This window comes from Paenibacillus xylanilyticus (assembly GCF_013359935.1).
GTDB classification, from domain to species: Bacteria; Bacillota; Bacilli; order Paenibacillales; family Paenibacillaceae; genus Paenibacillus; species Paenibacillus xylanilyticus.
Window position 1 is genome coordinate 459650 of record NZ_JABMCB010000202.1, and the last position, 19787, is coordinate 479436.

The following is a 19787-nucleotide window of genomic DNA, read 5'->3' on the forward strand; positions in this document are numbered from 1 at the left end:
CATGGAGGGATCGTTTTGGCTAAGAGCAAACAACAACAGGAAGCGCATGGAATCGGGCAGATTGAACATCAGCTGAATAATCAGATGGAGGCTGCGGCAGAAATTCAAGGACAATCGAAACTCGACCAAGAAATAAAAAAAGCCACCCACCGTCATCTGAATCAATCGAACGAGCATTCAGAATAAGGAGAACTCTCATGAACAAACAAAGAGCGATTGAAATTTCGGAATCGGCCATTATGAAAAATGTAACCTACCAGGATGCCCCTATCTTTATCCAGCATGTTAATGAGGATGAGACGGCTCGAATCTATCCGATCGGAAACTCGGAGCAGGAAATGACCGTTCCTTTGTCCAGTCTGACTGAGCATCCTTAGAAGATGACGGGTTAGGAAGGCTATCACCTTGTAATACATCCTTAAAACTTCTTGGTTTACAATAAAACCGGGGCGTTTAAGCTCCGGTTAACAAAGATTCATAACTGGCCGGCCTTCTTCAGGAATAAAAATGCTGCCGCCGCTTTGTTTTTTTCGCAGAGCATCATCCAATATCCCGGTGGTAAAATATCCGATCCAATTGATGTGATACTGCCAAACCGAATGATTTAAGCGATAGCTCTTCTTCTCATCGGCTTCGGACAGGAACTTAATTCCTCAATACAAAAAAGCCGCTAATAATTTAGCGACTTTTCATGAAAAGTTCTCTTAAATTCTTCAGGTATCAATAGAGCTTTGGCAGTTTATCAAGTGTAATGGCATAGTCAGAATGATATGCGCTACGCAGCTCCTCATTGGTTGTAAACTTCTCTGTTTTACCAAAGTCCTGGGACCAAGTCATAAACCAGAGCCATGGAATACGCGAGGTGGACAAGCTTTTGACACTCGGAATAGGACCAATCTCCCCGATAGCAGCAAATTTGGGTGTTTGTGTGACCCGAACTAGTTCCTCATACTCCTCTCGCAAATCAGTATGTTGGTGAGCCGGGGGATACATATCCCTGGAAATAATGTCAACCACGTCATCCCCAACATAGCCTTCAGCCAACGGTGAATTCCATACCCAAATCAAATTATTCAACGCATGATAATTCGTGTACCGATTATACATGATCCGGTACAGCTCTTTGGCAATAGCCGGACCTTGGCTGCCCCACCAGAACCAGGTTCCTTCCGATTCATGAAAGGGTCTCCACAAGATTGGTATGCGCTTATCCCTGAATTCCCGGAGAATGTCGGCCATGTGATCCATATCAGACAACAAGGCTTTGTGTTCTTGGGTCCCTTCTACAATGGCCTTCCTTACATTATAGTCCGTATGTTCCGTGTAAAAACTCTTATCTCGTCCGCCAAGCGGAGAAAACCAATGCCATGTGAACGTAAGCAAGCCTCTTTTTTCCTGCGTCCATTCCCAAGCTTTTTGCAGCGTATCCTGATTCTCTGATACTTCCAGTAAACAATCTTCACCACTATCTTCATAATTGATGTTTGGAGAATAACCAAGAAGCTCGAAGCCGCATAGTGCTGGACTCTTCCCCGTTACTTGATGAATGTAGTTCAATTCATCTTGCGCTAGGGTCTGTGTGTGCTGTCCCGTAATGATGCCATTCCCTTGAATCTCGTGGAAATAGTTGAGCACAGATCGTACTTCTTCAGATGCATTAGGATTGCATGGTATCGGTTTCATTTTATCCTGCCTTTCTGTCTATTCACATTTGAATGGTTATTGACCACTCCACAGTTTAACGCGGTCTTTCACATATTGGCCAAAAGCCTCTTCCATCTCTTCTACTCCTGCCTTCTCCAACTCGGCCATGTACTCATCCCAGATTTTATCAAAATTTTCCGGTTTGGCCATAACAGCTTCAGGAATTCGTTTCCATGTAATATCCTTCATCTTAGCCATTAGAATTGTAGCCTGGCTATCGCTTGGCAAAGCAATATTGTAGACCGCGCCCGCTTTTCTTTCAGGAAACTCTTCTTCTTTTGGAAAAAGATCTCTCCAGTGCTCGACTTTGTAAGCAGCCAACGCTTCTTTTTCGGGCTCACTGTAGGTTGCCGTTAAAAGATCACTGTTCGTTTTCGTAAAATAATTGCCTGTAGAGTCCTCAATTCCGTCACCATAATGAACCGATAGGTTCCAATACAGGCCGAGACCCGATTCTTTCATGTAAGCACTGCCTTGGCTATCCATCTTTTCTTGAACTTCCTTCGGTACGGTTCTTTTTCCATTCTCTACAACGTAATCTTGTCCCTCAATCCCCCAGTTCATCAGAACCTGTCCTTCTTCCGAAGCGAGGTAATCCAAAAATTTGATCGCAGCTACAGGGTCCTTGCATTCACTGGAAATTGCAATACCATATCCTCCGTCAAAACCAGCGGACCAGAAATTTGTATCCTTATACTCCTCAGATAACGTTACTGGATAATGTCCGTAGGTTTGGTCAAATTCACCTGCAGCCTTCAATGCCTGTTGTGCGTCGCCATAGTCCCATGCAGGGTCGATCAGGCCAAGCACTCGTCCAGATGAAACCTTGGATTTGAATTGATCCGTCTTCTGGACGAAGCTTTCCTTATCCAATAAACCTATATCGTTCATATGGTTCAACCAGCGGAAATATTCCTTCTCCTCTGGACGGCGGAAATGATAGGTTACGTCGAATGTTTCTTGGTCCACAAAATATTCTCCATCATCCGGAGCGCCTGTCGTAAAAAATCCCATGTTCGTCACCTGATACATGTGCCAGTCATCCGCATTAATGGTTAGCCCGACATTTTTGTTACCGTTTTCATCTGTTGGGTGTTTAGCCAAATAGTCCGTAATAACCTTCTCATAATCCTTTACCGTACGAATTTCGGGATAACCAGCTTCTTTTACAACGCGATGCTGAAGCTGAAAACCGCCGTCGGCTTTGAATTTACGTTCATCGATAGCAGACCAAGTCGGAATGGCATAAATGGCTTGATCCTCCAAACTATATTTGGCACGAACAATCTTATCGCCAAGCATCTTTTTAATATTGGGAGCATGTTCTTCAATCAGGTCCGTCAGGTCAAGAACTGCACCTACATCCACTAGCTTGCCAAGATCAGCCTTTGCAGCTATGAGATCGGGAACTTCACCGGTGGCAGCCATGATGGATACTTTCTGCACAGGGTCACCCACTGCGAATTCAGCATCCAAAACGACGCCTGTTTTCTCTGTGATGACTTTTCCTATACGGTCATTCATATTGTTCCAGTTAGGACTTCCATCCTCTGAAAAATAAGTAAGTGTGATAGGTTTTGAGCCATCTTGACTTGCTGATTCCCCACCACCACTTCCACTGCAGGCTGCGAGCTGACTGAGTAAAAGACCAGCTGAAAGTAGTGTTACTGCCGTTTTTCGGGTTCGCTTTTTCATAAAAACTAACACTCCCCATGATTCAGATAATTTCAGATAACCAGGTCTACAACATATCTCCTGGATACAAAGTCATTTACGTTTAGTGTCTCATCAGCTTTTGACAGCACCCAGTGTCATGCCTTTTACAAAGTACTTCTGCAAGAAAGGATAAACAATGAGAATAGGCACTGTTGCGATGATGGTAATCGCCATTTTAACAGCATCAGGAGATACTTGTGACATCAGTTGCGACATGTTTTCCCCACGTATATTGTTCGAGTTTGTGGTGGTACTCTGAAGCACTTTCATAAGCTCATACTGCAAGGTCGTTAGGGAGTCATTGGAACCATTATAAAGGTACGTATCAAACCAAGAATTCCATTGCCCGACAGCAAGGAACAAGGCTACCGTAGCAAGAGCAGGCTTGGTAAGCGGGAGTATGACACGCCAGTAAATGGTGAAATCGTTCGCCCCATCAAGCTTGGCCGATTCTTGCAGAGCATAAGGAATTCCATCGATGAACGAACGGATGATGAATATATTGAAGGCGCTTACGAGTCCTGGCAAAATATAAACGGCGAATGTATTGATCAGATCCAGATTCTTGATCAAGATAAAACCCGGAATCAAACCGCCCGACACATACATTGTGATTGCCAGAAATACGGAGACAAACCGCCTTCCCTGAAATTCTCTACGAGCAAGTGTATAAGCAACCATCGATCCGCTTACAAGACCTGCCAGTGTTCCTATTAGAGTTCGAAGCACCGATATTTTGAAACCCGTGATCAATCCTTCATAACTAAAGATGAGCTTATAATTTTCCAAAGTGAATTGTCTAGGGAAAATTGAAATACCGCCTCGAACAGTATCTACGGAATCGTTGAAGGAAATGGCGAGTACATTCAAAAAGGGATATAGCGTCGCGATTGTAACAATTCCAATGAATACATAAACAAAGGTGTCAAATATCAAGTCTTGGGAAGATTTTGCGCCTATCTTCGGTCGTTTGGGTGTGACGGAAGAAGTTGTCGGCTCGGATGCTTCCATGTCTGTTCCTCCTCCTTACATAATGCTTTCGTTAGCGAATTTTTTAAAAAGTCCATTCACGACGAACAGCAAAATCACGCTGATGACCGAATTGAAGATACTAATAGCAGTACCGAAAGAATATCTCCCCATGGATAAACCGTAGTTCAACGCATACAGATCCAACACTTCGGAATAGTCGCTAACCAAGTGATTGCCGAGCAAGAATTGCTTTTCAAATCCGATTCCAACGAGATGGCCAATCGACATAATAAACAGTACGATAATGGTTGGCCTGATGCCAGGGAGTGTGATATGCCATATTTGTCTCAAACGACTGGCACCATCGACCCTTGCTGCCTTATACAGTTCAGGACCAATCCCCGAAATGGCAGCCAAATAGATAATGGCGTTCCAACCTGTCTCCTTCCAAACATCGGCTCCGGTCACTATTCCCCAGAACAGTTGCCCCTTGGCCATAAATTGTATCGGTTGGTCAATCAAATTCAGCCCCAAGAGCAAGTCGTTTATCGCGCCTCCGTCCGTTGACATCATTTTGATGACAATTCCGGCTGCCACGACCCATGACACGAAGTGAGGCAGGTAAGAAACAGTCTGTACGAAACGCTTCAAAAACTGAACCCGTACCTCGTTTAGAACCACTGCGAACAATACAGGAAACACGAACCCAGCCACAAGCCCCATAAGACTCATTGCCAGCGTATTTCTTAGCACCAAATAGAAATGCTCATCCTGAAACAGTGCTTGGAAATGATCGAATCCAACCCATTTTTGATCGAAAAACCCTTTGCCTGGTCTGTAGTTTTGAAATGCCATCGTCCATCCCCACAGAGGCAAATACTGAAATACAAACACCCAAATCACAAACGGAAATGACATCATATACAAATATTTTTGATTCTTAAAGACTTTCCACTTTTGCGAATTTTTGTGTTTGCGCGTGCGGAACCTTCTCTCTTCTGTTATCGCTTTCATTTCATTCCCCCCTTTCCTCTTTCATCATAAAACGATTGTTATTTTGGCGACATATCGGAGATCTATTATGATTTCATTCAAAAATCCTTACTATTTTCAGAAAAATATAATTTATTTTCATAAGTTGGTATAATAAAAATCCCCTGCAGTAAACCAATGCAGAGAATTTTTATCATTGAATCACTAAAAGTTAACGTTTAGAGAATGTTTCTGGCATCGCCATAATTATTGAATAACGCTTAATCTGAACCATACACTGTTATAGTCTCCTGTAAGTTGAGGGATAATCAAGCCTGCTTGCATTAAACGATCCCCGCCAAAAGATCCCATGTGTCCACTCTCTCCACTCACCTCATAAGTATACGAATGATCCAATCCTTTGAGCTGAAGCATATCAGAAGCAGGGTTTGGCTTAGCTAAAACTCGAAAGTAAAATACGATAGCTTCGCATCGATTGTCCGAAACGAACATCCAGGATGTTTCATTCCCTTGAAAAGGACTCCGAAGTCTAAATAGATCACCCTGTTGTATGAGAGAACGATGTTCTTTGTACATGGCAACCTGTTCCTTCACCTGGATTTTTTCGGCATCCGTGAATTTGGTCAGATCAAGTTCATAGCCAAAGTTCCCCGACATCGCAACGTCACCTCTGAATTTAAGCGAGGTATCGCGGTGGACTTGATGGTTCGGCACGGCGGAGACATGAGCTCCGATGGTACTGACGGGATAAGCCAAACTGGTCCCGTATTGTATTTTTAAGCGTTCCACGGCATCCGTGTTGTCACTTGTCCAAGTCTGCGGCATATAGTAGAGCATTCCGGGATCAAATCGACCTCCACCGCTGGAACAACTTTCAAATAGAATTTCCGGAAATGCAGTCGTCAGTTTATTTAAAAGTTCATAGAGCCCAAGCACGTACCGATGTGCAATCTCCTGTTGATTCTCCGGTAAAGCCGTTGCGGAACCAATTTCGGTCAACGCACGGTTCATGTCCCATTTTACGTAAGAAACAGGTATGTTGGTGAAGACTTCAGCCAGTGCATCATACAAATAATCACGGACTTCCGGCCGTGAAAGATCCAATACCAATTGCCAGCGGGCTTCTGTCCGGCGACGACCTTCAACGTGAAGACACCAGTCGGGGTGCTTCCGGTACAGATCACTGTCGGGTGAGATCATTTCAGGTTCAAACCATAAACCGAATTGCAATCCGTGACGTTGAATCCGTTCCGCCAAATCACGCAGGCCATTAGGAAGCTTTCTCCGATCTTCAACCCAGTCTCCGAGCGAACAATTGTCGCTGTCACGTTTACCGAACCAGCCGTCATCAAGCACCAACAGTTCAATCCCCAGTTGAGAGCCTGCCTCGGCAATCGCTTCAATCTTTTCTGCAGTGAAATTAAAATAAGTTGCCTCCCAATTGTTCACGAGAATCGGTCGCTCCTTGTCCCTATGCACGCCGCGGCATAAACGGTTCCGGTAAAGTCGATGATAGATTCGGGACATGCCTCCGATCCCTTCATTTGAATATACCAATACAGCCTCAGGGGTTTGGAAGGATTCGCCGGGAGGAAGCATCCAACCAAAATCAAACGGATTCAGTCCAATGCCCAAACGAACGACACCAAAAGCATCCACTTCAGCTTCGGCGTGAAAATTACCGCTATACACCAGATTTACCGCAAAGACCTCCCCATGATCCTCATCGGCTCCAGGGCTAACGACAGCCGCAAAAGGGTTGTGCTGATGACTACTCATTCCACGTCTGCTCCCAAGACTAGTACCTCCTGGGCCCAGGGGTCTGCGTTGAAGATGCGCCTCTCGTGCCCAATGACCCGCAAGGTATAGCAACTCATAATGGCTCTTACCATACAAATCAACATTGGCACTAAGCGCACGTAAAAGTTTGATCGTGCGTTGACCGTTGTTCTTAAATTGAACTGACCTGGTAATAGCTCCATCCCTGAAGATGCAATATTTTAGAAGAACGGTCAGTCCTGCATATGCATCCTCCAATTCCAGCTCCAAGGTATCTGCTTCATGGTCCGTTTCCGTATACACATATGGCAAGCCTTCAAGTGCTGGTTTACCTGCCTTTGTTGCGTACCCTTTATAACGAAGCTCTGTAATGCGGCTCCCGTCTTCAAGTTGAACTTGATAGGCAGGCGACCTGAAGTCACCTGTTCCATATTGCGGATATTCATGAGGCATGGAGCCTAGCTCCGTTTTTTCCAGACCTGGTACAAGTTTTTCAAGGTTTCCTTTCTCGGACAATCGTTGCCCCCAATATACCAGTAACGGATAGCCGTCTATGATTTGAATAACATAACTGGTTACACGGGATTGCATATGAAAAATATGCTGTGACTCGTTAATATAAATAGCCATTACATGATTCACTCCTGTTAAACTAGATTGTTTCTGCTCAATAATAAAATCTATTCCACTTCGATTTAGGGACTGCCATACAATCCTTCGGGAAGTTCATCTAGCGTGATTACGTTGTCATGATTGTATACCTTTTTCAAATATTCCTTTGTATTCGTTTTTCCGTCGCGCAGATAATCTCCAGTCCAGGTATTGAAAAAGCTCCAATGTGCGCCGTAAGTCTTCAGCAGATCAGGATCCGGAATAGGTCCGTTTTCTGCGAGCGCTACAAGCTTTTTGTGCTTGCTCAAAAACAAAAGATCATCATACTTGGAAATGTTCGGGCTGTGATCGCCCGCTGGATTGTAAACGTCGACACTTACAATGTCGACCATATCATCGCCCGGGTACCACTCCTCCTTCACAGAGTTCCATACCCAAATGAGATTGTTTAACTGATGGTGATCGGTCAAACGTTGGTACATTAGTCTATATAATTTTTTGGCAGGTTCGGGCCCTTTGGCTCCCCACCAAAACCAGCCGCCCTCTGCCTCGTGCAGCGGTCTCCAAAGTACGGGAATGTTATGATCCTGCAACCGCTTCAACTGAACAGCGATGGCATCAATGTCTCGAATTAAAAGCTTGTAATCTTCCGATTCCGGATGATTCAGGGCATATTCTACATCGAAGGACGTGAACTCGGTATTAAAACCTCGCCACCATTCGCGTCCCGGTTCGTTGCCGCCTATTCCCTTCGGGGCATTCCAATGCCAGCTTAATGACACTATTCCTCCACGTTCGTACCATTCAATCATCTTCTCCACCTCGTTTGAGGTGCTTCCGTTTTCTACACGGGATGGAGAATAATCCATCAAATCACTGGAGACCAGCGCAGGGAGTTTTCCTGTCTGCTTGTAGATCCACTTCGCATCTTCTAGTGTTTGCTGTCCTGAAATTATATTCTTTCCATACTGGCTGGTCATAAAATTCAAGAGTGCCTTCGCTTGCGGAGTTGCTTTAGAGTTACTTATTGTGTCCATCTTTATATCCTGTTTGGATATGTTGGGATCGACATGATCCAGTTTTATATACTCAATGCCATAGTATCCCCATCCTCGTAAGAGTTGGATGGAGTTGCTGCCCCGGTTCAGAAGCACTTTTGTTACCTTTTTTTCAGCGCGGACCTTCCCTGGGTTGGGAGCATTCAGCGTCAATTCACCAGCTCCCGAACCATTCACTTGTATGGAGGTTGTTTTATCTCCATTCCCTTCAGGGATGTAATATCCCAAACTCAACTCATAAAGACCATCTTCCGGTGCTTCAACCTTGAATGTAGCGCTTCCTTTAGTTGTATGATCCTCTTCGAAAAAATAAGAAATGTAACCTTTCCCATCATATGCATTGTCCTCAGCTTTGGCAGTTGTCTCGTCCCGTTTCTCAATCCCGTACCCTTCTAGCTGGGCATCTTTAAATGTTACTATTAATGCTTGTGCTTGATCTGGAAAAGGTTCAGGTTCAACAACAAATCCCGGTACCGTAATGGCTGCTTCCACCCTGGAATGAGTGAAACTCGACATGATGATGCTCAACAAGAAAATGGCCGATCCTAACATTAAGTAGGTTTTATTCGACGCTGCACACCTTATATTTGAATCTGATTTTGCCTTCATTTTATGCCTCCCCTCGCATTCCTGTTATCGCTTTCAATTGTTATGGTCCCTCCTTTCGTATCAACTATATTGGCTTAGGAGGCTCTCGGACATATCACAAATTTTAAATCCTTTCATTCTAAAATCCTTTGTATTTTCAGAAAATCACATTTCTTTTCATTTAGAAATTAGAAAACTCCCCTACTGTTCGTTTACTTCCGTTAGTAGAGGAGCTTTGTTCAAGGTTATTCTTTTTTTTGATAAAAAGAAGGTGACTCCCCTTCTAGCTTCTTGAATTTGGTGTAGAAATAATTGACGTTTGAATATCCTACCCTTTCAGCCACTTCGTAAACCTTCATATCCTGAGCCAGTAATTCTTTCGCTTTTTGAATCCGTATCCGATCCAGATAGGCGTTGAAATATTCCCCCGTGTAACTTTTGAAGAGTTGGCCCAGATAGGAACTACTGTAGTTAAACAATACGGCAAGCATTTCCAATCTTAGGTTATCCCCATAGTGCCGATCTATATAATCCAGCAATCGCTTCATTTCATTGTCCTTACTATTATAATCTGCGCATCGAGCGAGCCTCTCCATAACAACAGAAATACGGTCTACGAGATCCCGAATATATCGGGAATGATATACTTCAGCAAGGAATTGGGCTGGCTCTCCCGGATAACCGCTTAGAGACCAGACACGGGAATGAATTTTTCGAACCGTTTCATTAGCAAGGTAGAAGAAACGGTCACGGATCTCCTTTTCATCGGCCTGATTAGCTGCTTGTTGTAATGCTATTTCGTTTAAAAAAGATGAGATCGCACTTGCATGCCCAACATCGACCAGATAATGCAGCCTGAAAGCCTCTTCCTCCTTATTTGATAGAGATAATACTGAAGTTTGAACAATTTCTTTTTGATAGGTTTCCGGTGTTTCCTCCGTCAGCATCCTCCCTCTATCATAAAAGAAACTACGCTCCAGAAGAGATCGTGCAGTTCTGAAAGAATGAATGATTTCATCTAAAGACCGAACAGGCTGGCCTATCGCTACGTCCATTTCAAATCGAAGTTCTCCTGATAATAGCTGGAGATTCTTGTGAAGTTCAGACCATCCCAATTCACCGACAGGAGGATCACCAAGCAGCAGGACAATGTATGGAGCAAAATATAAAACGATCCCTTGACGATCCGAAGCATACGTTCTACTGAGTACATCCTTGAAGTTATGAATCTGTTCGCTTTCTTCTTGATGTGACCCTGAAAAACCAATTAAAAGGATTTGAAATGTTTTCCAGCTCGCCTCAAATGAGTCTGACCATTCACCTAAAATAGAATCCTCTGAAGCAGAATTACCGGTTAGTAAAGAATAAAGTATCCATTCTGGCGTATTTGTCTTTTGTAACAAACTTTTTTTCTGCACGTTGGAGAGCTGTTCATGAATCTTTTGAAGCGATGCTGAAAGTTCTTCCTTGTTAACAGGTTTGAGCAGGTATGCTTCGACACCTAATTGAAGAGCTTGGCGCGCATACTCAAAATCGGCGTAACCACTGAGTATAATGACATGACTGGACCAGCCCCCCTGACGGATCTCCTGAAGGAGTTCAAGTCCGTCCATACCCGGCATACGTATATCCACCAACAATACATCGGGTATGGTTTCTTCAAATATCCGAAGTGCTTCGTGTCCACCAGCTGCCGTTCCAATCACTTCGAACCCCAAATCCCTCCATGGTATTAAAGTCTGCAACCCCAACCGCAGTTTTGGTTCATCATCAACGATTATCACTGAAAACATTAGGTTCCACTCTCCTTCGGTATGCAAAATGCGATGCTGGTGCCTCTCCCCTCGATGCTATTAATTGTGAGCCTAGATGCTATACCGTAAGTGAGTTCCAATCGGTCATTTACATTACGAAGACCAATACGATTACCAGATTCATCGGAGGTCATTAACTGTTTTGTTAATTCGTTCATCTTCGTTGGAGAAATTCCAGCACCATCATCTTGGATCTCCACGAATAACGTACCTTGAACGTTAAGCTTCGTTCGAATAGTGATCAGTGTTGGCCCCTCTTTGCGATCTAATCCGTGGATTATCGAGTTCTCAACCAAAGGTTGAATGATAAGTGGAGGAATTTCAATGTGTTCACTTGCTGGGTCGATTTCCATAATGTATTGAAGTCTGTCTTCATATCGGAATTTTTGAAGTTCCAAGTAACAACGAACCATAGTTAACTCATCTGAAAGTGGGATCTGGCGACTTCCGACCTCTAAACTATTTCGGATCAGCGTGCTAAGCTGCCAAACGGCCTGGGCTAACCCCTCTTCCCCACGAAGATGTGCTTCCATTCTAATCGACTCAAGCGTATTAAACAGGAAGTGGGGATTCACCTGGCTAGCCAGCATCTTGAATTTGATGTCATTTTGTTTTTGTAGTAATAACTGTTTCTGCTGATTGCTTTCCTCCACTTCGTACATCAGTTCACTGATCCGATGAACCAGTTCATTGAATTGTCTGGAGAGTTGTCCGATCTCAACTTTTCCGTCGAGGTCAAGATAAGTATCCCAGGATAGCGTACCTACTCGGGACATGTGTTTACTAAGTCGAAGCAATCTCCTCGCGATAAAGGATGCCGAAATATATACAAGCACAACTGCGATGATTAGACATCCGCCTATAACCAGAGTAGCCAATCGAATGATAGCGTTTGCATCATGTAGAATGTCAGATACCGTAAAAACGGAAATGATACGTAGTCCATTCCAGCTATTCTGTGGAGTTATGTTTGCTATGACCACCTTCGAATTTTTTCCATCCATGACAGCTTCATAGCTGCCCTGTGTTTGAGACAGCATATTACTCCCAGCATGCACAGAGGCAAGGTTTTTACCGTAAAGGTTTGGCCGGTTGGCTGCCACGATATTGTTGCTGTTATCCACGATCATCGTTGAAAAGGTCTCTTGGGATAGAATGGAGTTTAGCAAATCAGAATTCACATTAATCACCAAAACACTTTCATTTTTCAACTCATCCAGATTGATTTTTCGAACCAGACTTAGATACTGTTTATGATCACGCTCATCCTGAATATAGTCCCACCCTGCAAGGCCCTTTTGACTCAAGGCAGCTCTATACCACTCAGACTGTTTCGTTTGAGCGTCTGGCTGCATAAATTCCCAGTTATTGAGCATCGTTGGATTGGATGTATATAACCGAATTGATTTTATTTCTTTATAAAGCCGCATATAATCCCGAATGTCAGTATATTGACGATAGGTTTGAATGACTTCGTTATAACTGTCATAACTCCGGCTTGCTATGGACTTCAATCGGTTATCATTGGAGAGTTGATAGGAAATATCAATAGCTACATTGATAACTTCCTCGGTCCTTTTCTGGACACGCTCTACGTTATTGGTTGCTTGTTCAAAGGCGTTCGTGATCATAACTTCCTTCAGTTTGCTTGTTAGATAGATACCACTTACTAAAAGCGGGAGCACAGCCACAGTTATAAAAATCAATGATAGCTTACTCTTAAGTCTGATGTCATTTAGTATTCGGATAAAGCGCATAGCACGGTCCTCTTTCCTAAATATTGTTCTGATCTTAATCATGAATGAATTATATAAATATTTCTATCCTGATATCTCCTCTTAGCATAAGACCAAATGTACTCTTCTCTTTTTAGATAGTCAATGAGACATTTTAGATGAGATCCAACATAGTCCGATTGGATTAGATAACATTCTAATCTGCTAGTATGTAAGTTTGTTTGTTTGAAAAAGAGCAATGATGTCAATAATAAGTAACTAGATTGAGGTGCTTTAAGGAGTGAACCCATGCTAGGAAATATTATTTTAGGATTCATTATTCCGATTTTAGAAGGTGGTTATATCCTTAAAAATAACCTTAGGATTCTGTTGACGTATTTTCCGCTGGGCATTGCATCCTCCGCTTGTATAAACAGTATTGGATTTAATATTATTACTGGAATATACTCCCCAATACACATAATCAATCATTTGCCGCTCTCCCTATGGATCTTGGCTTGTATCCTATAGCAGGGTGCCTCATGATGTTGGTTCTTTTAAAAAAGAAGGCTAAGGCCTGGTTAGCTATACTAATTACATCATTTGTTTTAACGTTTCTGGAATGGTTGGCGAATGAAATGGGCAGAGTAATTTACTTTAATGGCTGGAACATTTATTGGACTTTTGTATCCTACTTTTTGCCTTTAGCTTCAGCATATGGATACAGCAAGTTGATCAATAAAGTCTAAAAATTCCTCAATGTTTAGGGGTATAAACCGATGGATGAGATTAATGCTTGGTTAAAGCAAATAGCACAAAATTATCTCCTTATTGTAATCGCAGCAGTACTATTTTTTGTATTTAAGGCTTTAATTGGATTTTATACGTATAGGCATTATGATAAAAAACTGATGACCTTGATTCAGAAGGTGGATACTCTTCTTGAGGAAAAAAATAAACAAGAATAACTATACTTTCTGCACTGAAAGTTATCTCAAGTTGGCACGAAGCCCAGCAGCAACGCTGAAGGAAAGCCTTCAAGCTTTAATCGAGAAAAGCAGTCAGATTAACTGATAACATGTATTATGAAATACAAATTTCATTGTATACTCCTCTTCATCTAAGTCCTCTCACCATTAACCAAAATGAAATAGCAATGAGTACATTTTTATTGCATACCGCAATTATAATAAAATTGGCACTATAAATTGATTAATAATTGGCACTGTAAGTTAGTCCAATAAATTTCCTATAATCGATAATACTTCTTCACAATATGATTAAAGGAGAGAATTTAATGTTCCATGGACTATCTGCTTTTCCGCTAACTCCAATGAATGAAAGTGGAGTTAACGAAAAAGAATTTGTAAATCTGATTCAACGATTGGTTACAGCCGGAGTAAACTCCATCGGAGCGCTGGGATCGACGGGTAATTATGCCTATTTGAGCCGAGCAGAACGGCTTCGCGTTTTGCAACTTGCAGTCGATTCCGCCGATGGTATTCCTGTGATGACAAGCATAAGTGCGCTTCGCACGATGGATGTACTTCATTTAGCAGAAGACGCTCAAAGAACCGGAGCCGGAGCTGTGCTGCTTGCACCTGTTTCTTATCAAACATTAACAAATGAAGAGGTTTATTCGTTGTATGAACAAGTATCAAGTTCGCTCTCTATTCCACTTTGTATCTATGATAATCCGGCCACTACGCACTTTCATTTTAGCGATGAACTGCACGAACAAATTGCTAAACTTCCCTCTGTACGTTCAATCAAGATTCCTGGGGTTCCTTCTGATCCTGAGGCAGCAATAGTACGAGTTAACCGTCTTCGTAAACTCATTCCTTCTACTGTTACGATCGGGGTAAGCGGGGATCCGTTTGCAGTCACTGGCTTGAATGCGGGCTGCGAAGCCTGGTATTCCGTTCTGGGCGGCTTATTTCCTAAAACGTGTTTGAAAATGGCCCAGTTGGCACTCGACGGTAGTAAAGACGAAGCAAATCAACTATCAGCACGACTTGAACCGATCTGGGCGCTATTCCGTCAATATGGAAGCTTACGTGTTGTTTCTGCAGCAGCAGAAATCAATGGCTTCATTTCAGGTCCCAGTCTCCCTCTTCCCTTACAACCACTGAATGGCTTGGTCAGGGATCAGTTGAAGTCCATACTTATAGAAATAACATCTATTGAAAGCTCTTGTTAATCTTCCAATCAGTTCTGATCCAGAGGATGAAAGGATGCCGCTTACTGTTTATTATAGACATCCATCTAATCCGTAATCGGAACAAGTTCTTGTTTCGACAAAATAAAAAGCCGCTAAAATAGCGACTTCAATGAGATTCTTGTCCAAGGTTAGCAAAGAAAAGAAACAGCTGACAAGTTTAAACCATACAATTCAAATTTGCCAGCTGCTCACTTGTTTTCATTCTACCATTATTAATATTATTCGTTTGGACTGGATTCTGTATCCTGAGCGGAATCTGCGGAATCTGCAGCATCTGCATTTTCCTCTGCTGGTTCAAGTGTGTTGGTAATGGTAGCATTTGAACGCAATTCCGTCATCCAATTGGTGCTCAGTTCACCGACTTGTTGTTCCACCAGTATTTTACGAATATCTTCCTTTTTATCTTCCAGTGTTGGATCTGTAGCTTTTTTATAATCGGTTTTCTTGATAATGTGATAACCAAAATCCGATTTAACCGGTTCACTGATTTCATCGATCTGCATGGAGAAAGCGGCTTTCTCAAATGGTTCTACCATTTCACCTTTCCCGAAAAATCCAAGATCCCCGCCGCTTGCTGCAGAAGCTGTATCGGTGGATTTTTCTGATGCCAGGGTTGCAAAGTCTGCTCCTTCATCCAATTGTTTCTTGATCTCATCAGCTTCTTCTTTCGTTGCCACAAGGATATGGGATGCTTTTACCTGCTCCGGAGTTGCGAACGTCGCTTTGTTTTCCTCATAGTAAGCACTGATATCCTCATCTTTTACTGTCGTTTTCGGCTCAAGTATTTTACGGATTTTCACTTGTACCTCCGTATTTTTCTTGAGCGAATCCATTGTCATACCTGATTGAGAAAGCGCCGTGTTAAGGCCTTCTTCACCGCCATATTGGGTCTTTAGTGATTCAATCTCGGCATTCACATCTTCATCCGTAACAGACACTTTAGCCTTTGCGGCCTCTTGGTCTATCAATTTCATCGTAATCATGCTGTTTAATGTACTCTCACCTCCGAGAGATACCAATTCATTGTATAGCTCGTCCTTTGAAATGTCAGTCCCATTGACCGAAGCCACAGCCTCCCTGCCCCCACCAAATGGTGGATATACGATTACAATGATAAGTGCAGCAGCAAGAATTCCCGAGATTATCATCCAGACCACACTACTTTTCCCTTTAGGCGTCCGTTGATTCTCCTCTTTTAGCATTTCCGGTACCAAAGTTGTTTCTTGCTGTGTTTCCTGCTCTTCAGTCAATGAATCCTTCATTTCTTCTTCATTGTCTTGCGACGGCTTGTTATTATCCATTAAATGTATAATCCCCCTTCGGTCTTTTCCATATTAAATATAAAGTATTTAGAAAATAAAACCTTAAAATAATATAAAAAATCTCATATTCATATGAATTCGTTCCAACTCTATGATTCATTTCATTATGCGAAAGTGTTTGAGCCAAAAGCGAAAGTGACCCGGATCCTTTTTGGAAATGATCGAGGTTCTTGTCTTTAATTCAGGTAAAGAGCTGGGTTTCTTAAAACTAAAAAAGTCGCTAAATCAGCGACTCTCATTGGGACTATGTTTTTGTCTCTCATTCCTAAATTCACCACTCCAGCATTCATTATGACCCGTTCAATTGACTAGTTTTTTACTGCAGAGTACAGCTTACAGTTGACCATGATCATACCAAAGATCGTAATGGATTTTGCCAGATCCAGGCCGACTTCCTCCCGCTCGGCAGCTTCAGTTCCATGTCTTTCCCTCTTGATATAACCTATAACTTTTCACTTTAATGCTGCGTATCTTGAATGGGTTGAGCATGTTTCAAAAAATCTGTTATTTCATCCATGTACCCCTTCGCCGTAATGTTCCTCGGCGCAAACAAGCTGATCAATAACGCACGTGTCGACGAATCGGCAGTCGAGGTGGAGAGCATGGAGTGCTCCGTGTCGTGCAGCACTTTGACTCGCAGTAATTCGGATGGTGATACACGTTCCCTGTAAACCTTCTCTGTTTCTTTCACATCTACGTTAATATCTTGATCACCGAGCAGAAGCAGAACTGGAGAGCTAAAATTCGCAATATCGTTTGTAGCATCAGCAGTATAATTCTGACTTACAAACGTCCAACGTTCCCTAGACATGGCATTTTTTTGGCCCGCAACGCTCACATATTCATCATAAGAGCTCCCAGCCTTTAAAAGATCCTTAATTCGGTTATCGTCGATCACCTGCTGCTCAATCTCACTCAAAGATCGTCCTTCCTTCGCCATTTGTCTGCGCGTATTGTATTCTCCCTGCGTAAGCCAGTTGATTGCAGGAGAAACGAGAATGCTAAAAGCTAGCTCTTCTTTGCCGGCTAGTTTAGGAATAACCCACCCTGCCTGGCTTGCCCCCCATACGCCTATGCGATCCACGTCAATTGATGGTTGCTGCCTCGCCCAGGCTAACGCATGCTCCGCTTCCTCCACCCGATCATCCATACTCTGGTCTAACCAGTTGCCTTCCGATCCACCGATGCCCCTCTTGTCTAGCGAGAGTGAGGCATAGCCAAGCGCAGCAAGCCGCTCCCAGAGCGGTTTATAACCATCATCGTGTGTCGCATCGATTGGGCCGTCTCCATGAATGAACAACACTAGACCAACCTTGCCGTTATATTTCTCGGGTAACGTTAGTACGCCCGTCAGTTTGCCTTGAGGCGTATCCATCTCCACAGCTTGTTGGACCATATCAAAGCTGTTCTGCTGTAAAATATACGCGCCGGTTCCTCCCAACAGCAGCAGGATGATCAGGAGCGAAATTCCCCATTTCTTTTTCATCTCTCCTCTGCATTCCTTTCTACGCAAGGATTCTACCCTTCATGAATCATGTAATTCCACTCTTTCTCGCCAAATAACCACGCCATGAAACGGCTGCGCTGGACGTTCTTTGTACGGAATCCCATCCGTTCATACAGGCGTTTGGCTCCAACGTTGCTGCCCGACACATGCATGCTTGCATATCGCATTTCCGCCCTTGATGCTGCTTCGCGGAGGACCCATTCCAGCATCGTCCTGCCTACCCCCGCTCCCCGAAAGCGTTCATGGACAGTTATGTCAGCAATACAATTCGCCACGCACCGGGCGATGGCTCAAAAAGGCCAATCGAACAGAGAAACCTAACGCTTTTGCCCATCCGACTTCTTGAATCCCTTTCCACAAGGGGAGCAGGTCCACTGCTGTTTGACTTGGACGCGGATCACCTGAACGAACCTGAAACTGAAGTGACAGGCTGCCGACGACGGATCCTCCCTGCAGGGCAACGATACGCTCACTTCCTCCCCGTTGCTCAACCAACACAAGTAGCCTTTCTAACAGCCACTGCAACTGCGAGTTATTTAGCCCTGTCCCAAGTTGAAATTTGCTGCAAAATCCTTGTTGAAGCAGTTCGCTGACTGAGGCCTTGTGTTCCTCTTTCATTCGCTCCATTAGAATGGCAGAAATCGTGGTCATTGAATCTCCTCCCGTTTCGCAGCACCAATGCCGTTACGATCAATACGTGCAAGCAATTCGTAATGTATGCTTTCTTGGGTGAACAGAGACAGGTATGACTTTTCCACAAGGATTTGTGGTCCGGTTAAAATAAGTGAGCTGCTATCGGCGAAGGTCTGAAATTGATTGAAGTGTTGTTCCAAGCCTTCTTCGCCATGTAGCGAGAAATGGTAAGATAAATACTCGCCAGCTGGCAAAACCATGTCTCCTTCCGTGTCGTGCACTTCCGTGCACAGCATTACGCGGCGTCCTCCCTCATACACGTAATGAATGTCCGCTTCAAACAACGCTGGCAGCGTATCCCCCTGCTGGACCAACATTCGAGCATCCAGTTCCGTCTCGATGTCTGTCTCGAACCATGAAGACAGAACAAGCGGATCTCGTTGAGTAACTCGGAAGGAATCAGCCTCCTGTCCATAGCGCTCATTCTCATCCAATACCTTACAGATAAAATTGCTCAACTTTTGCAGGCGATCTATCTCGACTTTCATCTTGGAAACAGACTGTACAAGCAACCGCTGCATGTCGTCCGGCATCCCTTCATCTTTCCAAACTCGGATGGATTGTACAGACAAACCCACCTTACGGAGGAGCAAAATATGTGCCAGCCGATACATCTCATTAATGCTATACATCCGATATTGATTTTCATCAATATAGGACGGGAACAATATGCCTTTTTCCTCAAAATAACGAATTTGATGGACGGACACACCCATCAGTTTTGCTAACTCGCTAATGGTGATTTCCTTTTTCATCGGTTTTTCCTCCCAGTCCTTGAATACAAATTAAGCATATACCTTAGGTCAGACCTAAGGTCAAGTCATGAAAGTAAAACATAGAATTAGAAATCCACGTCTGGCAATTTCGATTACGGGAGTAATGTCTCCTCTACTCTTAACATTTCTACTGTTGATATTTCTTACTATTAGCTACCTAAGCCTCTTTAGTTAGACAGCAAGGATTCGGTAACCGGGCCATGATCTTATCCTTGATAAGGACAAGGTCTTATCGATATAACCAGAAAAAGCCGCTATTTTAGCGACTCTCATTGGGTTCAAGTTATGTTTTTGTCTGGAAGCGTCTAATAACGACG

Annotated in this window: 18 protein-coding genes; 5 read left to right on the forward strand and 13 right to left on the reverse strand. The window is 43.4% G+C overall.

Going from position 1 to position 19787, the window contains the following annotated elements; genetic code table 11:
* The first annotated feature begins 15 nt into the window (after positions 1-15).
* On the forward strand, positions 16-186 hold the full coding sequence (locus tag HP552_RS28715) for a hypothetical protein (RefSeq protein ID WP_175398771.1): 171 nt from the start codon (positions 16-18) through the stop codon (positions 184-186).
* A gap of 11 nt (positions 187-197) precedes the next feature.
* Positions 198-377 (forward strand): H-type small acid-soluble spore protein, encoded by a 180-nt coding sequence (locus HP552_RS28720; RefSeq protein ID WP_175398772.1) that lies wholly within the window; start codon positions 198-200, stop codon positions 375-377.
* Positions 378-720: 343 nt separating this feature from the next.
* Here HP552_RS28720 and HP552_RS28725 read toward each other — a convergent pair whose 3' ends face one another.
* The 8 genes from HP552_RS28725 to HP552_RS28760 all read right to left on the reverse strand — a co-directional run bounded on the left by HP552_RS28725 (position 721) and on the right by HP552_RS28760 (position 12993).
* Entirely contained in the window at positions 721-1683 is a 963-nt protein-coding gene (locus tag HP552_RS28725) for a glycosyl hydrolase (protein WP_175398773.1), read from the reverse strand.
* Positions 1684-1719: 36 nt separating this feature from the next.
* Positions 1720-3399 carry an ABC transporter substrate-binding protein gene (locus HP552_RS28730; RefSeq protein ID WP_175398774.1) on the reverse strand — a complete coding sequence of 560 codons (1680 nt, stop codon included), beginning with the start codon at positions 3397-3399 and terminating at the stop codon, positions 1720-1722.
* A 93-nt stretch (positions 3400-3492) separates the two neighbouring features.
* Positions 3493-4431 (reverse strand): carbohydrate ABC transporter permease, encoded by a 939-nt coding sequence (locus HP552_RS28735; protein ID WP_175398775.1) that lies wholly within the window; start codon positions 4429-4431, stop codon positions 3493-3495.
* 15 nt (positions 4432-4446) lie between these two features.
* Positions 4447-5406, reverse strand: coding sequence for an ABC transporter permease (locus HP552_RS28740; RefSeq protein WP_175398776.1), 960 nt, complete (start codon positions 5404-5406; stop codon positions 4447-4449).
* A gap of 225 nt (positions 5407-5631) precedes the next feature.
* Entirely contained in the window at positions 5632-7794 is a 2163-nt protein-coding gene (locus tag HP552_RS28745; protein ID WP_175398777.1) for an alpha-galactosidase, read from the reverse strand.
* A gap of 65 nt (positions 7795-7859) precedes the next feature.
* A complete protein-coding gene (locus tag HP552_RS28750; RefSeq protein WP_246311100.1) occupies positions 7860-9443 on the reverse strand; it encodes a glycosyl hydrolase in 1584 nt (527 codons plus the stop codon).
* 224 nt (positions 9444-9667) lie between these two features.
* Complete coding sequence (locus HP552_RS28755; protein ID WP_175398778.1) at positions 9668-11206, reverse strand: response regulator transcription factor; 1539 nt, start codon at positions 11204-11206, stop codon at positions 9668-9670.
* An 8-nt stretch (positions 11207-11214) separates the two neighbouring features.
* Positions 11215-12993, reverse strand: coding sequence for a cache domain-containing sensor histidine kinase (locus HP552_RS28760; RefSeq protein WP_175398779.1), 1779 nt, complete (start codon positions 12991-12993; stop codon positions 11215-11217).
* A gap of 422 nt (positions 12994-13415) precedes the next feature.
* On the opposite strand from HP552_RS28760, the gene HP552_RS35865 reads away from it, so the two are divergent.
* The 3 genes from HP552_RS35865 (at position 13416) to HP552_RS28770 (ending at position 15151) form a co-directional block, all read left to right on the forward strand.
* Positions 13416-13700, forward strand: coding sequence for a CBO0543 family protein (locus tag HP552_RS35865; protein ID WP_376768998.1), 285 nt, complete (start codon positions 13416-13418; stop codon positions 13698-13700).
* A gap of 30 nt (positions 13701-13730) precedes the next feature.
* The gene (locus HP552_RS28765; RefSeq protein ID WP_175398780.1) at positions 13731-13919 is read left to right on the forward strand and encodes a hypothetical protein; all 189 of its coding nucleotides are present in this window, start codon (positions 13731-13733) and stop codon (positions 13917-13919) included.
* Positions 13920-14248: 329 nt separating this feature from the next.
* Complete coding sequence (locus tag HP552_RS28770; protein ID WP_175398781.1) at positions 14249-15151, forward strand: dihydrodipicolinate synthase family protein; 903 nt, start codon at positions 14249-14251, stop codon at positions 15149-15151.
* Between the two features lie 239 nt (positions 15152-15390).
* On the opposite strand, the gene HP552_RS28775 is transcribed toward HP552_RS28770, so the two are convergent.
* The 5 genes from HP552_RS28775 to HP552_RS28795 form a co-directional block, all read right to left on the reverse strand.
* The gene (locus tag HP552_RS28775) at positions 15391-16473 is read right to left on the reverse strand and encodes a foldase protein PrsA (RefSeq protein WP_175398782.1); all 1083 of its coding nucleotides are present in this window, start codon (positions 16471-16473) and stop codon (positions 15391-15393) included.
* Between the two features lie 478 nt (positions 16474-16951).
* Positions 16952-17980, reverse strand: coding sequence for an alpha/beta hydrolase family protein (locus tag HP552_RS28780; RefSeq protein ID WP_175398783.1), 1029 nt, complete (start codon positions 17978-17980; stop codon positions 16952-16954).
* Positions 17981-18012: 32 nt separating this feature from the next.
* Entirely contained in the window at positions 18013-18210 is a 198-nt protein-coding gene (locus HP552_RS28785; protein ID WP_246311101.1) for a GNAT family N-acetyltransferase, read from the reverse strand.
* A gap of 46 nt (positions 18211-18256) precedes the next feature.
* Positions 18257-18652 (reverse strand): hypothetical protein, encoded by a 396-nt coding sequence (locus HP552_RS28790; RefSeq protein WP_175398785.1) that lies wholly within the window; start codon positions 18650-18652, stop codon positions 18257-18259.
* Positions 18649-19449, reverse strand: a complete 801-nt coding sequence (locus HP552_RS28795; protein ID WP_175398786.1) for a MerR family transcriptional regulator — start codon at positions 19447-19449, stop codon at positions 18649-18651. Before HP552_RS28795 ends, HP552_RS28790 begins: the two co-directional genes overlap by 4 nt.
* Between the last annotated feature and the right edge of the window lie 338 nt (positions 19450-19787).